The 20,403-nt window shown below is 42.8% G+C and carries 19 protein-coding genes; 18 read left to right on the top strand and 1 reads right to left on the bottom strand.

Annotated elements, in window-relative coordinates:
• Window positions 1–29: 29 nt before the first annotated feature.
• The 6 genes from DWX26_RS10420 (at window position 30) to DWX26_RS10395 (ending at window position 4,897) form a co-directional block, all read left to right on the top strand.
• A complete protein-coding gene (locus tag DWX26_RS10420) occupies window positions 30–383 on the top strand; it encodes a YbaB/EbfC family nucleoid-associated protein (protein WP_022463269.1) in 354 nt (117 codons plus the stop codon).
• The gene (recR, locus tag DWX26_RS10415) at window positions 383–979 is read left to right on the top strand and encodes a recombination mediator RecR (RefSeq protein WP_022463270.1); all 597 of its coding nucleotides are present in this window, start codon (window positions 383–385) and stop codon (window positions 977–979) included. The genes DWX26_RS10420 and recR overlap by 1 nt, the downstream gene beginning before the upstream one ends.
• A gap of 2 nt (window positions 980–981) precedes the next feature.
• Complete coding sequence (locus DWX26_RS10410) at window positions 982–2,085, top strand: LacI family DNA-binding transcriptional regulator (RefSeq protein WP_118601386.1); 1,104 nt, start codon at window positions 982–984, stop codon at window positions 2,083–2,085.
• Between the two features lie 280 nt (window positions 2,086–2,365).
• Entirely contained in the window at window positions 2,366–3,019 is a 654-nt protein-coding gene (gene fsa, locus DWX26_RS10405) for a fructose-6-phosphate aldolase (RefSeq protein ID WP_022463272.1), read from the top strand.
• Between the two features lie 109 nt (window positions 3,020–3,128).
• Window positions 3,129–3,968 (top strand): transketolase, encoded by an 840-nt coding sequence (locus tag DWX26_RS10400; protein ID WP_022463273.1) that lies wholly within the window; start codon window positions 3,129–3,131, stop codon window positions 3,966–3,968.
• Window positions 3,956–4,897, top strand: coding sequence for a transketolase family protein (locus DWX26_RS10395; RefSeq protein WP_022463274.1), 942 nt, complete (start codon window positions 3,956–3,958; stop codon window positions 4,895–4,897). Before DWX26_RS10400 ends, DWX26_RS10395 begins: the two co-directional genes overlap by 13 nt.
• Before the next feature lie 91 nt (window positions 4,898–4,988).
• Here the strand turns inward: DWX26_RS10395 and yyaC are convergent, their stop codons facing one another.
• Complete coding sequence (gene yyaC / locus DWX26_RS10390) at window positions 4,989–5,576, bottom strand: spore protease YyaC (protein ID WP_055226856.1); 588 nt, start codon at window positions 5,574–5,576, stop codon at window positions 4,989–4,991.
• A 200-nt stretch (window positions 5,577–5,776) separates the two neighbouring features.
• On the opposite strand from yyaC, the gene DWX26_RS10385 reads away from it, so the two are divergent.
• The 12 genes from DWX26_RS10385 to DWX26_RS10330 all read left to right on the top strand — a co-directional run bounded on the left by DWX26_RS10385 (window position 5,777) and on the right by DWX26_RS10330 (window position 20,323).
• The gene (locus tag DWX26_RS10385; RefSeq protein WP_243030624.1) at window positions 5,777–7,084 is read left to right on the top strand and encodes a LysM peptidoglycan-binding domain-containing protein; all 1,308 of its coding nucleotides are present in this window, start codon (window positions 5,777–5,779) and stop codon (window positions 7,082–7,084) included.
• An 88-nt stretch (window positions 7,085–7,172) separates the two neighbouring features.
• Window positions 7,173–8,369, top strand: coding sequence for a DUF5711 family protein (locus DWX26_RS10380; RefSeq protein WP_118601385.1), 1,197 nt, complete (start codon window positions 7,173–7,175; stop codon window positions 8,367–8,369).
• Between the two features lie 12 nt (window positions 8,370–8,381).
• Window positions 8,382–9,071, top strand: a complete 690-nt coding sequence (locus DWX26_RS10375; protein WP_118601384.1) for a CvpA family protein — start codon at window positions 8,382–8,384, stop codon at window positions 9,069–9,071.
• A gap of 682 nt (window positions 9,072–9,753) precedes the next feature.
• Window positions 9,754–10,893, top strand: a complete 1,140-nt coding sequence (locus DWX26_RS10370) for a hypothetical protein (protein ID WP_055226864.1) — start codon at window positions 9,754–9,756, stop codon at window positions 10,891–10,893.
• Window positions 10,894–11,509: 616 nt separating this feature from the next.
• Window positions 11,510–11,776 (top strand): hypothetical protein, encoded by a 267-nt coding sequence (locus DWX26_RS10365; RefSeq protein WP_055226866.1) that lies wholly within the window; start codon window positions 11,510–11,512, stop codon window positions 11,774–11,776.
• On the top strand, window positions 11,769–13,184 hold the full coding sequence (ccpM, locus tag DWX26_RS10360; RefSeq protein WP_118601383.1) for a Cys-rich peptide radical SAM maturase CcpM: 1,416 nt from the start codon (window positions 11,769–11,771) through the stop codon (window positions 13,182–13,184). Before DWX26_RS10365 ends, ccpM begins: the two co-directional genes overlap by 8 nt.
• Complete coding sequence (locus tag DWX26_RS10355) at window positions 13,178–14,221, top strand: DUF1611 domain-containing protein (RefSeq protein ID WP_118601382.1); 1,044 nt, start codon at window positions 13,178–13,180, stop codon at window positions 14,219–14,221. Before ccpM ends, DWX26_RS10355 begins: the two co-directional genes overlap by 7 nt.
• Window positions 14,222–14,362: 141 nt before the next feature.
• A complete protein-coding gene (locus DWX26_RS10350) occupies window positions 14,363–15,772 on the top strand; it encodes an ABC transporter permease (RefSeq protein ID WP_158554998.1) in 1,410 nt (469 codons plus the stop codon).
• Between the two features lie 6 nt (window positions 15,773–15,778).
• On the top strand, window positions 15,779–16,672 hold the full coding sequence (locus DWX26_RS10345) for a leucine-rich repeat domain-containing protein (RefSeq protein WP_118601381.1): 894 nt from the start codon (window positions 15,779–15,781) through the stop codon (window positions 16,670–16,672).
• Window positions 16,673–16,692: 20 nt separating this feature from the next.
• Window positions 16,693–18,369 carry an ABC transporter ATP-binding protein gene (locus DWX26_RS10340; protein ID WP_118601380.1) on the top strand — a complete coding sequence of 559 codons (1,677 nt, stop codon included), beginning with the start codon at window positions 16,693–16,695 and terminating at the stop codon, window positions 18,367–18,369.
• A gap of 31 nt (window positions 18,370–18,400) precedes the next feature.
• Entirely contained in the window at window positions 18,401–19,066 is a 666-nt protein-coding gene (locus DWX26_RS10335) for an ABC transporter ATP-binding protein (protein WP_055226876.1), read from the top strand.
• 24 nt (window positions 19,067–19,090) lie between these two features.
• A complete protein-coding gene (locus DWX26_RS10330) occupies window positions 19,091–20,323 on the top strand; it encodes an ABC transporter permease (protein ID WP_055226878.1) in 1,233 nt (410 codons plus the stop codon).
• Window positions 20,324–20,403: the final 80 nt, after the last annotated feature.

Below are 20,403 nucleotides of genomic sequence, written 5' to 3'. Positions count from 1 at the left end.
AAAACAAATTTTTCAGGAGGATATTACCCATGGCAAAAAGAGGAGGATTCCCGGGAGGAATGCCGGGCAACATGAACAATCTGATGAAGCAGGCTCAGAAAATGCAGAAGCAGATGGAAGAGAACCAGAAAGCACTGGAGGAGAAAGAGTTCACTGCGACAGCAGGCGGCGGAGCCGTAGAAGTAACCATTTCCGGTAAAAAAGAAGTAACCAAAGTTAAAATCAGCGAAGATGCCGTAGATCCGGACGACGTAGAAATGCTCGAGGATCTGATCATGGCAGCAACCAACGAAGCACTGCGCAAAGTTGAGGACGAGGCAGCCAAAGCTATGGGCAAACTTGCCGGCGGACTCGGCAGCATGGGCGGAGGATTCCCGTTCTGATGGATTACTACAGCGGATACATCAATCAGTTGATCGAGCAGCTGTCCCATCTGCCTGGCATCGGTGTGAAAACCGCACAGCGGCTGGCCTTTCATATTATGAATATGCCGGCCGACCAGGCAAAACGGCTGGCCGATTCGATCACAGAAGCAAAATCCCACGTCCAGTACTGCAAGTGCTGCCAGACCCTGACCGACAAAGAGCTGTGCCCGATCTGCGCAAATGTCAAGCGCGACCACAGCGTGATCATGGTGGTGGAGACGACGCAGGATCTTGCGGCATATGAAAAAACCGGAAAATACGACGGCGTTTACCACGTCCTGCACGGGGCCATCTCCCCGATGCTGGGGATTGGGCCGGACGACATCCGGTTAAAAGAGCTGATGCAGCGCCTCCAGGGCGATGTCTCGGAGGTTATCGTTGCCACGAACTCCAGCCTGGAGGGCGAGACAACGGCCATGTACATCAGCAAGCTGATCAAGCCGACCGGCATCAAGGTGACGCGGATTGCAAGCGGCGTTCCGGTGGGCGGCGATCTGGAAAATATTGATGAAGTCACCCTTCTGCGTGCGTTAGAGGGCAGAACGGAGCTGTAATTATGGGCAGAAAAAAAGTGACATCCAGTGATGTCGCAGCAGCCTCAGGCGTATCCCAGGCGACGGTCTCCATGATCCTGAACCGGCGGGAAAACGTTTCGTTCTCGCGGGAAACAGTAGAAAAAGTGGAGGCGGCGGCAAAAGAGCTGGGCTACCAGATTCCGCGGCGGAAGATGAGAAGAGAGTCGAACGGCAACAAGCTGATCGTCGTCTTCTGTCCGACGCTGACGAATCCTTACTATGTGATGCTGCTGCACGGCATCGAAGAAGTTGCAAAAGAGAAGAATTACGGGGTATTTGTCTGCAATACGCAGAGGGACCTGAAAATCGAAGAGAATTATCTTCGGATGATGAAGAGTGTGCGTCCGCGCGGCATTATCTACACCTGCAATCCGAGCAGAAACTGCAAGGAAAAAGTGGAGGAGCTGGCCGCGGAGATTCCGCTTGTCATCATCAACAACCGAGAAGAGCTGCTGGAAATTGATGCGGTCGAGCTGAACAATGCAAAACCCGGCAGGCTGATGGCACGCCACCTGCTGGAACTGGGACACCGGCATGTGGCGTTTGTTTCACCTCCGCTGACTTCCAAACAGGGCCAGCGCCTGAAACGCGTGGAGGGCTTTGTGCGCGAGTTTGAGGAGGCAGGATACGGCGACGGCGTGATCGTCAAATCGGCGGATGAGGACCTCGACGAGGTGATCCCGAGCATGGATTCTGAGTACAAGATGGGCTATTATCTGACGAAGGAACTGCTGCGGGAGGACAAGAACCTTACGGCAATCGTCGGCATGAATGATATGATCGCGTTCGGGATCATGGACGCCGTGCTCGAGAGCAAACTGCGCATTCCGGCGGATATTTCCGTAGTGGGATGTGACAACACCGTTTATTCCAGCTTCCGCTCGATTTCCCTGACGACGATCGACCACTATGTGCCATTGAAGGGCCGCGATGCGTGCGATATCATCCTGCGGAAAATCCAGTCTCTTCGGGAAAGCCAGGACGGCAATGAACCCTTAAGCACGTATCATGTCGAGTATGAGCCGAAACTGATCGTGCGGCGCAGCACTTCGTATGCAAGAAGCGAAAAATTAAAAAATAAATAGGACGGCTGAAATTATTATTAATAATTTTGAATAAAACAGCTCCGGCGCAAACCGGGAAAACACAAAGAAAAGGAAAAACCGGAAAAAATGAGAAAAAATCCGCCAGAGTAATTTATAAAATAGTATTTATAAATAATAAAATTAATTAATAAAAATGAGGCCGACTTGACGGAAAAACCAAACATATCTATACTGGAGATAACAGAAAAACGGAGCCGTTCTGCGGAAAACAACAGGCCCCGAAACCTTACGAAAGTATGAATATGGGAGGAAAAACAACATGAGATTTTTCATCGACACAGCAAAAGTAGAGGACATTAAAAAAGCAAACGACATGGGCGTTATCTGCGGCGTTACCACCAACCCGTCCCTGATCGCAAAAGAAGGACGTGACTTCAAAGAGGTCATCAAAGAGATCACCGAGATCGTAGACGGACCGATCAGCGGCGAGGTAAAAGCTACCACAACAGATGCAGAAGGCATGATCAAAGAAGGCCGTGAGATCGCAGCCATCCATCCAAACATGGTTGTTAAAATCCCGATGACCGTAGAAGGACTCAAAGCTGTTAAAGTTCTGAGCGCAGAGGGCATCAAGACAAACGTAACCCTGATCTTCTCCGCAAACCAGGCACTTCTGGCTGCAAGAGCAGGTGCAACTTATGTTTCCCCATTCCTTGGAAGACTCGATGACATCAGCACCCGCGGCGTTGATCTGATCCGTGAAATCGTTGAGATCTTCGACGTAGCCGGCATCGACACCGAGATCATCGCAGCAAGCGTCCGCAACCCGATCCACGTAACCGACTGCGCACTGGCTGGTGCAGACATTGCAACTGTTCCATACAACGTAATCGTACAGATGACCAAACATCCTCTGACCGACGCCGGAATCGCAAAATTCCAGGCTGACTACAAAGCTGTATTCGGCGAATAAGACCTAAACATGATTGCATAAAAGCTGGAAATATGGTATTGTGAACAAAGTGAACAATAGCGATATTTCCAGCTTTTGATTCCGATTCAACTAAACAAGGAGAAAAGACATGAACAAGTTAGAACTTCAGAAGACGGCCAATGAGATCCGCAAAGGGATCGTCAGCGGCGTTCATGCAGCAAAGGCCGGCCATCCGGGCGGATCTCTGTCTGCAGCCGATATTTTCACGTATCTGTATTTTGAAGAAATGAACGTGGACCCGAAAAATCCAAAAGATCCGGACCGCGATCGTTTTGTACTTTCGAAAGGCCACACAGCGCCGGGACTCTACGCAGCACTGGCTGAAAAAGGTTACTTCCCGAAAGAAGACCTGCTGACCCTTCGCCACCTTGGCTCTTACCTGCAGGGACATCCGGATATGAAACATATCCCGGGTATTGATATGTCAAGCGGTTCCCTCGGACAGGGAATCTCCGCAGCAGTCGGAATGGCACTCGGTGCAAAACTGCAGAACAAAGCATTTCGTGTTTATACACTTCTTGGCGATGGTGAAATCCAGGAAGGTCAGGTCTGGGAGGCAGCCATGTTTGCCGGAGCAAAACATCTGGACAACCTCGTTGTGATCGTAGACAACAACGGACTTCAGATCGACGGAAACGTAGCAGATGTCAACAGCCCGTACCCGATCGACAAAAAATTCGAGGCATTCAACTTCCACGTAATCAACGTAGCGGACGGCAACGATTTCGATCAGCTGAAAGCTGCATTTGATGAGGCGCGCACCGTAACAGGCATGCCGACCGCCATCATCACAAAGACCGTAAAAGGAAAAGGCGTTTCCTTCATGGAGAACCAGGTAGGCTGGCACGGAAAAGCTCCGAACGATGAAGAGTACGCAATTGCTATGGCAGAACTGGAAAAGGCAGGTGAAGCGTTATGTCAGAAGTAAAGAAAATCGCAACAAGAGAAAGTTACGGTAATGCACTGGTTGAACTTGGCGCAGAGCATGACAATCTGATCGTACTCGACGCTGACCTTGCAGCAGCAACCAAGACCGGTGTGTTCAAAAAAGCATATCCGGACCGTCACATCGACTGTGGTATCGCAGAATGTAATATGATGGGAATCGCTGCCGGCCTTTCCACCACAGGCATCGTTCCGTTCGCAAGCACCTTCGCAATGTTTGCCGCAGGCCGTGCGTTTGAGCAGGTGCGCAACTCCATCGGATACCCGCATCTGAACGTAAAAATCGGTGCTACCCATGCCGGAATTTCCGTAGGAGAAGACGGCGCAACACATCAGTGCAACGAGGATATCGCCCTGATGAGAACCATCCCGGGCATGGTCATCCTGAACCCGGCAGATGATGTAGAGGCAAAAGCCTGCGTGAAAGCAGCTTATGAATACAACGGACCGGTTTACCTTCGTTTCGGACGTCTGGCAGTGCCGGTGATCAACGACAGACCGGATTACAAATTTGAGCTCGGAAAAGGCGTTGTTCTCCGTGAAGGCAAGGATGTCACCATCGTTGCAACAGGCCTTTGCGTAAGCTCCGCTCTGGAAGCAGCAGAGAAACTTGCAGCAGACGGCATTGATGCCAAGATCATCAACATCCACACCATCAAACCGCTGGATGAGGAGCTGATCGTTGCAGCAGCAAAAGAGACCGGCAAAGTCGTAACCGTAGAAGAGCACTCGGTGATCGGAGGACTTGGAAGCGCAGTCTGCGACGCACTGGCAGAGAAATGCCCGGTTCCGGTGAAGAAAATCGGTGTACAGGACGTCTTCGGAGAGTCCGGCCCGGCAGTCGCTCTTCTTGCAAAATACAAACTCGACGGCGAGGGCGTTTACGAGCAGGTAAAAGAGTTCTGTAAATAAGATTTTTCGAAATAAATGACAAAAGAAAACAGGCAGAGGCCACACCGGAAAACGGTGCAGTCTCTGCCTGTTTTGTTGTCTGCAGTTTTTCTTAAAGCAGAAGTTCGCTTGTCCCGGCCGCCTCAAGTTCCCGGCAGGCGAGCAGGATTCCCTGCGAGATGGATTCCGCCATATGGAAAATCGTGGCAAGCCGGGTTGTCTGCAGAAGAAGCTGTTCAAAACTGCCCGATACATTCACAATGCCTGTGATAAAAATATCTCCGACCTCGGGCAGCGTCTTCCCTGCCCCCGCGCCCGGCCGGATTGCCCCGTTTCCGATCGTGATGTATCCCTGATGACGCCGCGAACCAAGCGAAGCATCGATCGCAACGAGCAGTGCCTCCGGGTGGCGGGAATGGATGTACGAAATCCGGTCCGGTAGATTCAGGGCGTGCACCGGGTCATCCAGCGTTCCGTAGACATGAAAAATGCGGCTGCAGTACGGCGAAAGCTGGTACCCGATCAGCGGTCCTAAGGAATCCCCAGTGATCCGGTCGCTTCCGATGCAGAGAAATACCAGTTCACGGAACATGCGTCCGTCCTTTTGAATGCAGTAAGAAAACAGCGACGCCAGCTCTTCGCTGGCGCTGCGGCTTCGCTCATTGATGTAGTAAACTTCGGCGTCTTTTTTTCGAAACATGACCGGTACCTGCCTTTCAGAAGAATCATCCACAGTTTAACCGTATATGGTATAAACTATTCCTGTAATGAAAAAAACATGACATGCCCTCCGGTGCAGAAAAACGGGAAAACAGTCGGAAAAAACCGTGACAGCCCTGCCCCAAAACGATCTTTTTCGCGGAACATCCGTGATAAAGTAGGCAAAAAGGGGTGAAAAGCATGATTGAGATTGTCTATAAAGAAAACAAAGAGCAGGCGAACGGCAACGAAGGATACTTTCATCTGCCGAAAAATATCCGCCAGGTCGGTGATACGAACGGCAGGGAGCGGATTTATCTGGAAGATTATGTCGGAACCTTTCTGAAAAAATATTTTTCCGCACCGGAGGGACGTGCCGCTATGCTGTTCGGCGAATTTAAGTGGGCGGACGGAATTTCCTACTTTTTTATCCGCAGCGCGGCCGCGATTCATACGATGGAGCCGGCGCCGGATCACCTGGTCTTCGATGATGCAGTATGGACGGAGGTCCACGATGTGATGGAAAAATATTTCAAAAACCAGCAGATCCTCGGCTGGGCACTTTCTCTTCCGGGATACGGGGAGGATCTGAATGAACAGATCATCCGAGCGCATCTGAACCACTTCGGCGGAAATGACAAGACGCTGTTCCGCGTCAACGGACAGGAAAAAGAGGAAACCTTCTATACGTACGAGGGCGGCACCCTGCGGAGCACGGGAGGCTTTTACATTTATTATGAAAAGAATGAGCCGATGCAGTCGTATCTGATCGATCAGAATCAGAACCGGTCGATCGAAAACGGAGAGAGCGTGCCCGACCGCGCTGTCAGCGATTTTCGGAAGATGATTGAGGAGAAGAGCGGGGAGGAGCCGGAACACGATCACAGAAAGCCGATCCTCTATGCGATGACAGCATGCGCGGCTGCGGCGCTTCTTGTGACGGTGACGCAGAAATACGGAGATGCGCTGCCGTTTCCGGGGAAAACAAAGGAGCAGACGGTAGCAGTGGCGGGAAACGTACAGGGAGAGAAGACACAGACGGCGGAGAGTGCAGCGGAAGCATCAGCGGCGGAAGAGGGAAACACAGGGGAAAATACTTCGACACCGGAAAGCACAGGAACGGAACTGGAAACGGAAAATGAGAGCGGGAGCGCGGCAGTAAGTGAGGAGCAGAATTTATCCGGAACGGATCCGGCAGGCAGCGGAGCGCAAAGCACATCCGGCGGGGAGCAGACTGGTGCAGCGGAGAACAATACCGGTACGGCGCAGACAGATCCAGCACCGGGAGCAGAGCCATCGTCCGCCCCGGGAACTGCTTCCGGCAGTGAGACGGCAGAAACCGCCGCGCAGGTCTGGCAGGAGTACACCGTACAGAAGGGGGACAGCCTCTCGAAAATCAGTGAGAGATATTACGGAACGATGAGCAGAGTGAAAGATATCTGCGAACTGAACCAGATCGCGGTGGAAGATCTCATATATGCGGGGCAGAAAATATACCTCCCAAAATAGAGAAAAATATGGTACACTAGAGCGGAATCAAACTGCGGCCGAAAGGGCGGCAGAAAATAAGTCCGAAAAGAACATAAGGGGAATGAAAATGGACGGAAAAAACAGAGAAGAACAGGAGAACGGAGCAAAAGTCCGGGATCTTGAGGAGTATAAAGCAGAAAACAGAAAAAGAAAACGCAGACGCCGGATCACCGTCGGAATCCTTGCGGGAGCCATTCTCGCAGCCGGAATCGGTACAGGGGTATGGATTCAGCTGCGTACTTTTCAGGGATACGACACGCTGCAGGCAACAGAGACCGAAGACACCGATACGTATATGTTTCAGAAATCCGGAAATAAGATCGTGCGCTACGGCATCGACGGCATCGAACTGCGCGACCGGAAAAATCAGACCCTCTGGAGCGATCATTATACCATGGAAAATCCGCAGATGATATCCTGCGGCGATGCAATTGCCATTTATGATAAAAACGGAACGAAAATTGTTGTATACGATGCCGATGGAAAGGCCGGCGAAATTACCGCGTCGTATCCGATCGTGAAAGCATCCGTTGCAGGCCAGGGCGTCGTTGCGGCGATTCTGGAAAACAACGGGGAGAGCTGGATCAAATACTATAATACCGATGGAACGGAGATCGCCTCCTCCCACCCGAATATGGACAGTCCGGGCTATCCGATGGATCTCTCGCTTTCTTCGGACGGACTCTGGATGGCGGTTTCCTACGCTTACGAAGACGGCGGCAAGATGAAATCACAGGTCGCTTTCTACAATTTCGGGAGCAGGGGCGAGGATCTGGTGGACAACCTTGCAAGTTCATCGAGCTATACCGATATGCTGTGCCCGCAGATCGAAACCGCGGGAACATCCTCATGGGTTGCCTTCTTTGACAACGGCTTCCGCATCTATGAAGGAACGAACAAGCCGAAAGAGACAGTGAGCGTATCAGAAGATGGAGAAATTTTAAGCTGCGCGTATGCAGACGACCGCGTGGTTCTGATTCTGCGCGGGGAGAGTGACGATCATCCGTACCGGATGAAAATCTACAATCTGAAAGGAAAACAGCTTGCGGATGAAAATCTGGATTTCTATTACCAGAACCTTCAGATAGAAGAAAAACAGATTCTGCTGACGAACCGGCAGGAACTGTGTGTATATACCTTAAATGGAAGAAAGAAGTACAGCGGCGTGGTCAGCGAAACACAGATTCACGAGATCCTCGGCATGGGGCAGAACCGGTATCTGCTCGCGGAGGAGGACGGCGTTTCGATGATCCGGCTGAAATAGGAGAAGAAAAACATGAATTGGCTGAGATACGTATTACTTGCGGTGTGTATTCTTTCCGCACTGGCTGGATATCGAAAGGGGCTGGTCCGGACAGTGCTGTCCATGGTGTCCCTGATTCTGGTGACAGGACTGGCGATCTGGATGAATCCGTATGTAACGGATGTGCTGAATGAGCGGACAACGCTGCCGCAGTATGTGGAGAAGAAATGTTTAGAGACATTTGAAAACAATGAATTTCCGTCGGGGGAAAACCAGGATGTGCAGAAGAAATGGCTGGAGAGCATGGGCGTGCCGGAGGAGCTGGTGAACCAGATCCTCGGAAGCGGCGCGGTGCGGGAGTACCAGGAGGAACAGCTGCACAGTCTGGCATCCTACGCGGCGAAGGCGGTATCGGAAAAGATTATGAAAGGAATCGCTTTCTTTCTGACACTGGTGCTGGCCGTTGGTTTCGTGACGATTGCGGTGAAAATTGTGGAATTGATTGCGGAGATTCCGGGGATCAGCTTTTTGAACCGCATGGGAGGAGCAGGACTTGGTGTCGTGCGTGCGGTGCTGTGGATCTGGATTTTCTTTGCGGTGGTGTACTGCTTTCAGGCGACACACTGGGGGAATGTATGCATGAAGCAGATCCAGGGCGATATGGCGCTGGCATGGATTCGGGAGAATAATCCGGTGCTGATGCTGTTGAAGAATGTATTATAAGATGAGAAAAAACGGTTCCTTGTGGGGCCGTTTTTTGGTGGGAGGGGGGACGAGGAAAAGCGGACGTCGTGTGGGCGGCGGATGCGGTGGGAGGGGAGAAACGTGCCGGGGTGCGGGGCTGTGATTTGGGTGGGGCGGAGACCTTGGCGTGGATGGGACGGAACGGGGGAGCACCGAGACAATTCGTCAGGAAAACTGATGTTTTCCCGACTCAGTGTCTCTTGAAATCCGGCTTTGTGAGCCGGATTTCATCTCCCCCGTTCCGTCCCGTCCGCGTCAGGTTCCGCTCCCACCCAAATCAATGCCCCGCGCCCCGGCACGTTTCTCCCCTCCCACCGCATCCGCCGCCCACACGCCGACCGCTTTTTCTCTGAAGTTGAGAGCGGAAGAATCTGCTAGATAGAAGGGGATAAGAATGGAAATGAAAGAACAAATAGGATATTAGTGGAAAAAGTTGAGAGTTGTGGAAAATATGGGGGTTGAACTGATATGAAAAGAAATATCTATAAATATACGTATTTATATAAAAAAAATTACATGTTTTTGTGAAAAAAATATTTATGTGAATTTATAATGAATAAAAACTGAAAATATGTACAAAAAGCACATTGAAAAAAGAAGAAATATAGATATAATGTAAGTATGTAGACGAAAAAGAAAAGCTGAACAAGACTATTTGCATATGAAAAATAAAAAAAACGATGGAAAATATGTAATTATAGATGACGGGACAGCAGGGGGGCTGTTTCTGAGTGAGAATGAATACTATGTTGATGAGAATAAAAAAGTTGTTTTGTGCAATTCTGAAAAAAAAGATAATCTGTTTAGAAAGAGATATAAACTAACACATGGCGATAAGTGTTATAGTATCATCAAATATTTTTGCCCAGAGGTAGAATTTATCTCTATAAAAATTATGGAAACAGGGGAAAGAGGTAGCATTGATTCATTCAAAGCGGCGTTAGAATGGTGCTTAAAAGAAAAGATAAAACTTGTGCATATGAGTGTTGGAACAACAAATTATATAGATGCAAAAAAGATAGAAAATATTATAAAACAAATGGTTTCTAATAAAATGATATTATGTGCAGCGCTATCAAATACAAACTTTCCTACATGGCCGGCATGCTTTGATGGGGTTTTCGGGGTAAGAAATTATATTGCTAAATTGCAGGAAAAAGAAATTTCGGTGTCTAAATCATTTCCTTTTTCGGAAATGAATTCGATACAGTTAAATTTTGATGACGTTTTAAAGAAGATTGTTGGGAAAGAATACAAATCAAATAGTTTTGCAGCTCCGATTATTACTGTGCTTTTGATATGTTATTTAAGGAAAAATAAAAAAGGTTCATACCAAGATGCAAAAAAATTTATTATGAATCATATAAACAAATGTATCTATGAAAAAGAATTGGAATGGAATGGGATTGTGAATAATAAAGCGTGGTCAATTCCGATAATTTTAACACGTACTGTTATTGGGGCAAAGTTGTTATATGAGTGTTTTGGGAAGGAAGACTATGAGTGTATAGTATTAACATCAGAAAAGAACCTAAAAGAGTCTTGCGTGGCAGAAATTCCATTAGAATTTTATACGCATGGGAATGTGACAGAGACGTTAATAATGGCAGTAAATACAATATACAATCCAGATGTGCTTATTATTCAAACGGATAAAAATATATTTGAAAGTAATAGTTTGATAGATTTTGAGGTTTTTGATAAAAAAGGATGGAATGTGAAAACAAGGATGGAGCAAATGCAGTTTGAAAATTGTTATAACGCATATAAATGGATAATAATGCAACTTTTAGACGACTAAAATTTACTGGATTACTTTTGCGATCGCAATGGGTAATAAAATTATGCTCGAAGGGAGGTATTCAAATGAAGAAAACGCTTAAAAAGAAAGAACATAAGGGAAGAAATAATGTGAGTGTTTATGCAAATGGACCGTGTTCATGCACATGCTTTTCTACGTGTGGGTCTGCCTATGTTCAGAAAGCTCAGGCGCAGAATCAGTTATACACAAGTGTATTTGGATCTAATGCTAATCACTAAAATGTAAGAAAGATGAGAGCTGCTACAGTGTTAATTAGTGGTAGTCCTCATTTTAACCGAATCAAGTAAGTCCCCTGCTTCCATTGCGAAAAGCAATAAGCAGTGGGTGGGGACTTGCTTGTATCAGGAGGAGTGCAAGCTCCTTCTGATAAGCTGCGGAGCAGCTATTCGGTTATGAGCAAGTAGCGAAGCGGATTGCGAATATCCGCTTGACTTAGAGGATAAGTTTAAAAGTTGATTTAAGCATTATAAAAAATCGTTTAAGAATATGGCTAGAAGTATTATAGATCCTTTGAAATAGCGTTTGTTAAAATGTTGATATGTTTGTTGTAGAGTAAAAATGCTGACAATAGTAGATTTGATGAAAGAGAATAGAAATGATAGAAGAAAAAGTGAAAGATATATTAAAGAAATATAGAAATTTAGAACAGAAAAAAGACTGGAAAAATCAAAAGCTTTTAGGAAATGATCTAAAATTCAGCGCAAGAGATTTGATAAATGTATATGTGGAGTTAGAAAAAGAATTTGATATTCATTTTAAGGAAAAAGATATTGTGGCTGGAAAATTTGATACATTTGATGACATAATAAAATTGATTAACAAAGAAATAGCATATAAAACAAGAGGAAAAGAACATGCATAAACCATTTATTCATTGTTTCAAAACTGCAAAAGAATATTATGTATATGATGTGAATACTGATAAAATTATTCAGGTGTCTTTCGAAACATATAATTTTTTGGAAAACAATATTTGGGATGAAAAAGCGGAAAGAGAAATAGAAAAGCTAATAAATGAAGGATATTTGAAAAGAACGCGGGTAGAAGAGGTAAAACATTTTGCTACGGACTTTTTAGAATCTTATTTAGAAAATAGAATGAATCAGTTAGTTTTGCAAGTGACACAAAAATGTAATTTGCGTTGCAGTTATTGTGTTTATTCTGGTGATTACAAAAATAGAAATCATAGTCAAAAAGAAATGAGCTGGGAAACTGCAAAAGAAGCAGTAGATTATTTGTATGGGCATTCGATGTCTAGCGAAGACATATATATATCATTTTATGGCGGAGAGCCATTATTAATGTTCAGATTGATAAAAGAAGTAGTTGAGTATGTGAAGAGAGAATATTGCCAAAGAACGGTACATTTTAATTTGACCACTAATGGAACGTTGTTTACACCAGAAATTGTTCAGTATTTTATTAAAAATAATATACAAATTATGTTTAGTTTGGATGGACCTAAAGAAGTGCACGATAAAAATAGAATATTTGCAGGAAGTAATAGAGGATCATTTGAAAAATTGAGAGATAGCATGAAAATGATATATAGTATGGACAGAAAATATTATAAAAAAAATGTGTCTTTCAACACAGTGTTAGATCCCCAAAATGAGTTAAGAACAATATATGAGTTTTTGGATAAAGATAGGCTGATTTCGAAAAATTTGAGTAGAATATCTGTTTTGAATGATAATTATACGGATAAACAATGTGAATTTAGCGGAGAATTTGTTGAAGAACAGGAATATGAATATTTTAAATGTTTTCTTTCAAAATTAAAACGAATTAATGAAAAATTTGTGGCTAGAGCAGTAAAAGAAGAATTTGATAATGAAATGAGAGAAATTAAACAACATGAGGAAAAAATGCAAGAAGAGATTTCAAAGGTAAATCATCATAGTGGTCCCTGTATTCCAGGCGCGAAAAAAATTTTTGTAACAGCAGAAGGAAATATATATCCGTGTGAGCGAGTGAGTGAAATATCAGAAGTTTCCAAAATAGGTGATATAAAAAAAGGAATAGATAAAAACAAAGTGTTAAATTTGCTAAATATAGAACGATATTCGCAAGACCGGTGTAAGGATTGTTGGGCATATCAACATTGCACAATTTGTATAGCATGTGCAGATGACACTAAAAATATTTCAAATAAAGAAATAGAAAAACATTGCTGGAAGGTTAGAGGGGGATTTGAAGAGGCAATGAAAAATTACTGTACTTTAAAAGAACTTGGTTATAAATTTGAGGAGTATGAAGGAAAATGTTAAAAAGAGTAGGTATATTTCCGGTAGATCAAGAAAGTATAACACTATTTGAGAACATACATGAATGTAGATATGGTGAAATTATACATATTGCTTCAATAAAAGCATGGGGACTTTGCGGGAAAAAAATTCAACGTTGTGATGGTAGTGAGATAATAATAGAGGAGGGAATAGGTAATATTATAAAAGAATGTGAAGTGTTAATTCTTCTTGAAAGTTGGCACGATGCATCGCCTGAATATATAAAGAGCGTGGTGAAAACAGCAAAGCAGAAATCCATAACGATAGTTTCTATTAATAATATCAGGAACAGTTTAGAGATAGATCAGCATTATGAAAATGTCGTTGTTGCTAAAAAATTAAAAATTCAAAAAAAGTGTGACGATTTAAGAGTAAGAAAGATAAATATTCCGGTTATTTGCGTTTTGGGTTTGACACAAAATAGTGGAAAATTGAAAATGGAATTAGAACTGCAAAAATGTTTGAAACAAAAAGGATATAAAGTTGCAGCAATTGTTTCTGGATTAAATGGATTAATTGGGAAAGATACATTTTGCTTTGAAAAGAAATATTTAAATGGGAAAAATAGGAATGAAGAGATAATTATAAATATAAATGCGGCTGTAAAGCGGTTAGAACAAGATTATGATATTGTAATTGTTGGGATACCAGGAGCATGTCTCTCGTTTAATCCACAATATTCTAATGATTTTGGCATTACTACACAATTGTTTATGTGTGCAATAGAACCAGATTATAGTGTTTTGATGCTACCATATATGCGCTATGAAGAAGCGTTTATTAGTCATGTTAAAGATGAGGTTCAAAAAAGATATGATATTACAATTAATGATATTGGAATATCAGAATTTGCAATTGATATGGATGCGAGTTTTGAACAAAAAAAGATGTGTTTTTTAAAATTAATTGACAAGGAAAGGGATTTTGAGCATTTGAAAAAAATATCAGTTGTTGATATTAAAAGTGATTCTCAAATAGAAAAATTGAGCGATAGGATTATTTGGACACTTGAAAATTAAACATAAGCTTGTCGCATTTTGAAATATATAGGGGGAAGAAAGAATATGTTGAAAAGAGCAAGCAGAAAATTAAGAAGTACTCCTGCGAAAACATTGATGTATATCATACTGTTTTTAGTACTTTTCCTGGCGATATTTTCTATGCTGATGATTGGAATTGCAAGTGGAAATAAAGTGAAAAGAGCACAGGAAACATTGGCCAACTCTATTACTCTGCGCGGGCCGGCCGAGGGAGAAGCTGGAAAATCATGTACTGTATATGCGATCCCGTCCGCAATCGTAGAAAAGTTCATTGACAGCAATTATGTTCAGGGGTACACCATGGAAGCGGGAACATATTGGCTTGATCCGGTGGATACGGAAACATATATCAGCGAGGAGACACAACAGCGCCTAAAAGGTTATCTGAAAGATTCAGGCATGTATACGATGACGGCTGTTGGAACACTGGACTGCGCATACGATACCTATTTTCTGGCAAAGGGTTACAGGATTGTGGAAGGAAGCGGACTGAGCTACGGAGAACGGGGCAAATACGAAGCTGTGGTAGGAGAAAAATACGCCGAAAAAAATCATCTCCATGTGGGCGATACTGTTAAATATAAAATGGAGCAGGGAACGATCGAATACTATAAAGTAAGTGCCCCGGAAGAAATTAGTTTCAAAATTCGAGGCATTTACAGAACTCCAGAGGTTTATCAGTCCGATTCCGTTGTGAATGACTGGCACAATAATTTAATTTTTATTCCACTGGATATTTTCTGCGAGTATTCTATGAAAGCATTAAAAATTCAAAATGTGGGATTTAATACAGTTACGGTCTATTTGAAAGATACAAAATCAGTTGAACCATTCATAGAAGAAACAAAAAACAAAATAAAAATAGGAAGTGTGGATGATGTTGTACAGACCGATGAAAATGGAATACGTTCCAGCGTAAAGCCAATGGTAATATCACAGCAGGATTTGGAATCTGGAGAATGGTCCTATCAGTTGATTCGAAACAAGGAATGGTATGAGATGGTTGCGAAACCTGTTGAAAAATTGAATCGTCTGATAGGATATATGATCGTAGGATTTGTGACTGCCGGAATTTTACTGTTCGGCATTCTGACCAGCCTGTCAGTCAAAGGGCGAAAACGTGAGATTGGAATTTTACTTTCGATGGGGGAACACAGAAAAAGGATTTTAGGACAGTTCGTTTTGGAGAATTTGGTTCCGGTTTTGATTGCCCTGGTTTTTGCGGCGCTGTGTGCGACACCAACAGCAGAGTATTTCGCAGATCGGATGATTTCGAATCAGGCTGAGAAAGTGGAGCAGGAAAATGAAGATCTGTCGGGAAATATTAAAAACGCGCTCCCGACAAGCGAAATAGCTGCGTATGAATCAACGGGAGTAACTGTTGATACGGATTTGTCCATTGAGTGGAACTGGAAAATCATGACGGGGATGATTCTTGGTATTTTAGATCTTTTCCTTTTGATATTAATTCTGCAAGTCGGCAAAATAACTAGAGAAAGCCCGGCATCTATATTGCTGGACAGAAAGTAGGTGTTCATGAAGAAAAAAAGAATGATAATGATCGTAGCGATGGTTCTGGTGCTGGTATGGCGGGAAGACGTTTTTGCAGTGGAATCTGGAACGACACAGGTTTCGCTACAGGCAGACTGGCTCCAAGAGGGAGATTACCAGTATAGCGTGGAAGAAGATGAAACTGTAACTTTACGAAACTATATCGGGACGGAAAGCGTGATTGTCACACCGAAAGAAGTAGGTGGGAAAGAAGTGACGAGAATCGGAGATTCCTGCTTTTTGAGAAAAACGGATCTTCGGGCAGTGCAGATATCCGAAGGCATTGTTGAAATCGGGGAATCTGCCTTTGCGGAAGATGGTCAGTACAGTGATACAACTGCTGGGTTTATCAGCATTGTAATGCCAAAAACACTAAAAAAGGTAGGAAAAAGCGCATTTCAGGGAACTAGAATCACACAGATTTATTTTTATGATGGTTTAGAGAGCATTGGTGATAATGCCTTTATGTATTGCTCTTCTTTGTCAAAAATACGGATTCCAGATAGCGTGGAGAAAGTAGGACAATTTTTATTTTTGGGAGCTGGAAAACCCTATGAAGAAAGTCAAGATAGTGCGATGAAGATTTTTGGCGGAAAAATAGCGGAAGAACTTGCAAAAGATAATCAAAGAGCCGAATATGGTGGTGAAGAAATGCAGGAAATTTCGATCCAGTATTGGCTTGAGAAGAAGGGGAATGAAACGAAAGAAGAGGTTATAGGACAAAAATATTTTGATAAAAATGATACAGGCTTTGAAAAAGTATTTTTTAAGGCTCCTTCGAGTGGAGAAAAGCAAAGTGGGAAAATAGTCTGGATGGACATATTTCTTGGGGTGTGTATGGTTGGACTAATAGGAATCAGTGTTTGCTTAAAGGATTAAAAATATTATATTTGTGAACAATGAAGAAAATAATAGAGAATAATAAATGTTTATATTTTTTAAAAGAGTTACTCAAATATAAAAAAGAAATAGGTATTTTGAGTATAAGCACTATTGTTTCTACAGTAACTGTATTTCTGCAACCATTATTGATAAAACAGATCACAGACATCGGAATACTCGAAAAAAATATGCCCCAAATTGTTAATGGAGTAGCCGGTTTATTTGTTTGTGTGCTGGTATATTTAATGATTGAAGTTGTGCAGGCAAAAACTTTTGCAGAAATACATAATTCATTCTATAAGAACTTGTATTGCAATGTATTTCGAAAATTATTGCATTTAAAAAAACATTATTTTCAAATGAAAAATAGTATGGAAATAGTGCAAATGTTACAATGCGATGTATCTCAGGTTGCGTCTATGACAGATAGATATGTAGTGATGAGCTTTTCGTATGTTTTTCGTGTAATTAGTGGAATTGCTGGACTTATGCTGTTGAGTCCTGAACTGTTATGCATTGTAGTGATAGTAATTCCAGTGAAATACGTGTTAGTAAAATGTCTTGCTAAAAAGCGTGAGAAAAACATGAAAATGTATATTCAAGTTGAGCAACAATTTGGAGGATGGCTTGGCGATACAATTAATACTGTGGAAGAAATTAAATTGTGGAATCTATATGAATTAAGAAAATGCGAATTTTTAAAACAGATTTGTAAATCGTTAGCGGTTGAAATGAAAGGAACCATGATTGAGACATGGAATATTTTTGGGGATGCTGTTTTAGAGTGGGGTGTAACAATTCTTATTTATTTAGTTGGTGGATATTTGGTGTTCGTGGGAAAAATTTCCATAGGTTCAGTTTTTGCTTTTGTTTCTTATTCTAGTTATGTTACAAGACCGGTAAATAGTTTAATTGATCTGCGTATGCATTTTGCAAGTGTCAAACCGTCCGCTGAACGACTTTATACATTTTTGAATATGGAAGAGGAACGAAGTGGAAGTAAAAGAGTGGAAAAAGAGATTTCGCCAATATTAGAATTTAAAAATGTGAGATTTCAGTATACAAAGGATAGGGAAGTGTTAAAGAAAGTATCTTTTAAACTTGAGCCGGGAGAAAAAGTGGCTATTATTGGAAAAAATGGAAGTGGAAAATCAACAATTTTGGAATTACTATTACGATTTTATGAACCGGAAGAAGGAGAAATTTTATGTAATGGTGAAAATATAAAAGTGCTAAAATTATCAGAATACCGAAGCCTTTTTTCTGTTGTGAGTCAGAAATCAGCGTTGTTTTTGGGGGACATTGTGCAGAATATAGATTTGGAGGGGAAAGCAGACAGACAAAAACTGAATGAGGTACTAAGGAAAAGTGGCGTGAAAAAATACTTGCAACGTTTTCCAGAAAAAGAAAAAACACAAATAGGAGATGATGGAGCATTTCTTTCAGGAGGAGAAAGACAAAAGCTTGTGGTTGCACGGGCACTATTGAAAGATGCGCCGGTTATGCTTTTTGATGAAGCGTCCAGTGGATTTGATGTAGAAGCCAATGAATATCTTTATAAAATTATAACAGAAGAAATGCCGGAAAAATCTGTGATTTTTATTACACATCATTATGATAAACTGGAAAAATTTGATAAAGTATATTTGGTAAAAGATGGGTTTCTTACGGAAGTGAGAACTGGAAAAATGTAGAGGCGACTAGATTATAGTAGAAAGGAACAATATGGCAGAACTGGAATTAAAAGAGGTAAGCTATTTTTACGAGAGCGGCGGAAAGAGAATTGATATTTTGGATAAAGCCAGCTATTCATTTGAGAAGGGTACTCTTTACACGATTGTTGGTCCTTCTGGATCGGGGAAAACAACGACGCTGACTTTGGCGGGTGCGCTGGAAGAACCTAAGAGCGGCTGCGTGTGCTTTGAAGGAAAAGATATCCGGGAAATTGGCTATACAAGATATCGAAACAGCAAGATTGGAATTGTGTTTCAGGCGTATAATCTGCTGCCTTATCTGACCCCGCTGGAGAATGTGCTGGCGGCAATGGAAATTACGTCAAATCCGATTAAAAACAAAAAAGAACGGGCGCGGGAACTTCTGACACGAATGGGAATTACAGAAGATCAGATGAACCGCAATATCAATAAACTTTCAGGAGGCGAACAGCAGCGCGTAGCGATTGCGCGTGCGATTTCGACAAATGCAGAGGTGATTCTTGCGGATGAGCCGACGGGAAATCTGGACGTTGATACGGCGGCTGGCATTGTGAAAATTTTCAAAGAGCTGGCTCATGAAGATAAGAAATGTGTAATAGCAGTTACACATTCGGAAGCATTTGCCGCGGAGGCAGATGTGGTGGTACGGCTGGAAAAGAAAAAATTGCAGGATTAAACATGAGGGGGAGGGAAAGTTTTTATGAACTGGATCAAAAGAGCATTTCGCAGTATTTCTTATCATAAAAAAAATACAATTCTGATGTTTTTAAGTTTCCTGATTTTATCCATCCTGATCCTGTTTGGCTTATGTATCCGCGCGGCAAGTCGGGAACGGATATGGGAGATTCGGACGAGCATCGGAGGAAGCGTGCTTGTATCGAATGAGCGTCAGATATACAGTGAAGAGCCGCGCGGTGTGAATTCGATTTCACATCAAAAATATTTGGAACTCTGCGCTGATGAAAGAATTCGGTTTGGCAGCTGTAATACGGTGACAGCTGCTCTGGCGGATAACTTTACAGCTGAAATTATGGACGGACAGGAAGAAAATGGAACAGAAAATATTTATGTGGAGGGATCATCTGATCCTGTCGAGTATTTTAGTTCTGTTTCTTCTGTAGTTACACTGATTTCGGGACATGTACCGCAGAATGCAGAAGAAGCGGTAGTCAGTGATGGGATTGCGGAACGGAATGGACTGGGAATAGGAGATACCATAGCTGTTCTTTCACCATACACAAAGGAGCGGTATACATTTAAAATCAGTGGTATTTACAGTACGAACGAGGCAGCTTACAGTGGAAATGTGGTATATAATAACCCAGCAAATGCTATCTATACCCTGGATACACCAGTTTATGAGATGAATGAAAATGATAATGTAAAAGAAATTACATTGCAGTTGAAGGACCCGGAAGAAGGAAGAGCGTTTGCTGAAGATGCGAAAAAAATGCCGGAATATATCAAAGAAGAATATGATATGGACTATACGGTAAATGTTTCAGCTTATAAAGCGGTGGCCGACAGCCTGAAGAGCCTGGCAGGGATTTCGAATCTCATGGTGATAGTTTCCGTAATCCTTGGAACTATCACATTAAGTTTTTTGATTCTTATGAATTTGCGGGATCGCATGTTTGAGATTGGCATTCTTCTTTCTGTTGGAGAAACAAAGATGCGGATTATGCTGCAGATGTTGATGGAATCTTTTTGCCCGGTATTGCTGGCAATTACAGCGGGGGTAATTTTTTCTTATCCTTTGGCGAATGTGATAAAAATAGCTGTAGATCTTTCGAACGGTGTGCAGGCTGCAATTAAGACACAGCAGATTATAATATTGTATCTTTGTGGAATGGGGGTTGTGCTGGCTTCTTCTATGGTTATGGTATACCAGATTGTACGATATCAGCCGAAAAAGATTTTGATGATGGAGTAAAAAAAGAAATAGTCAGATAAAATACTGAATATGCAGAATTAACTATATTTTTCTAAAAATAAGAAAATTCGAAAAAAGGT

It is taken from the genome of Blautia sp. AF19-1 (genome assembly GCF_003479155.1).
GTDB lineage: Bacteria > Bacillota > Clostridia > Lachnospirales > Lachnospiraceae > Fusicatenibacter > Fusicatenibacter saccharivorans.
This window is presented reverse-complemented; position numbering and strand designations above follow the sequence as displayed.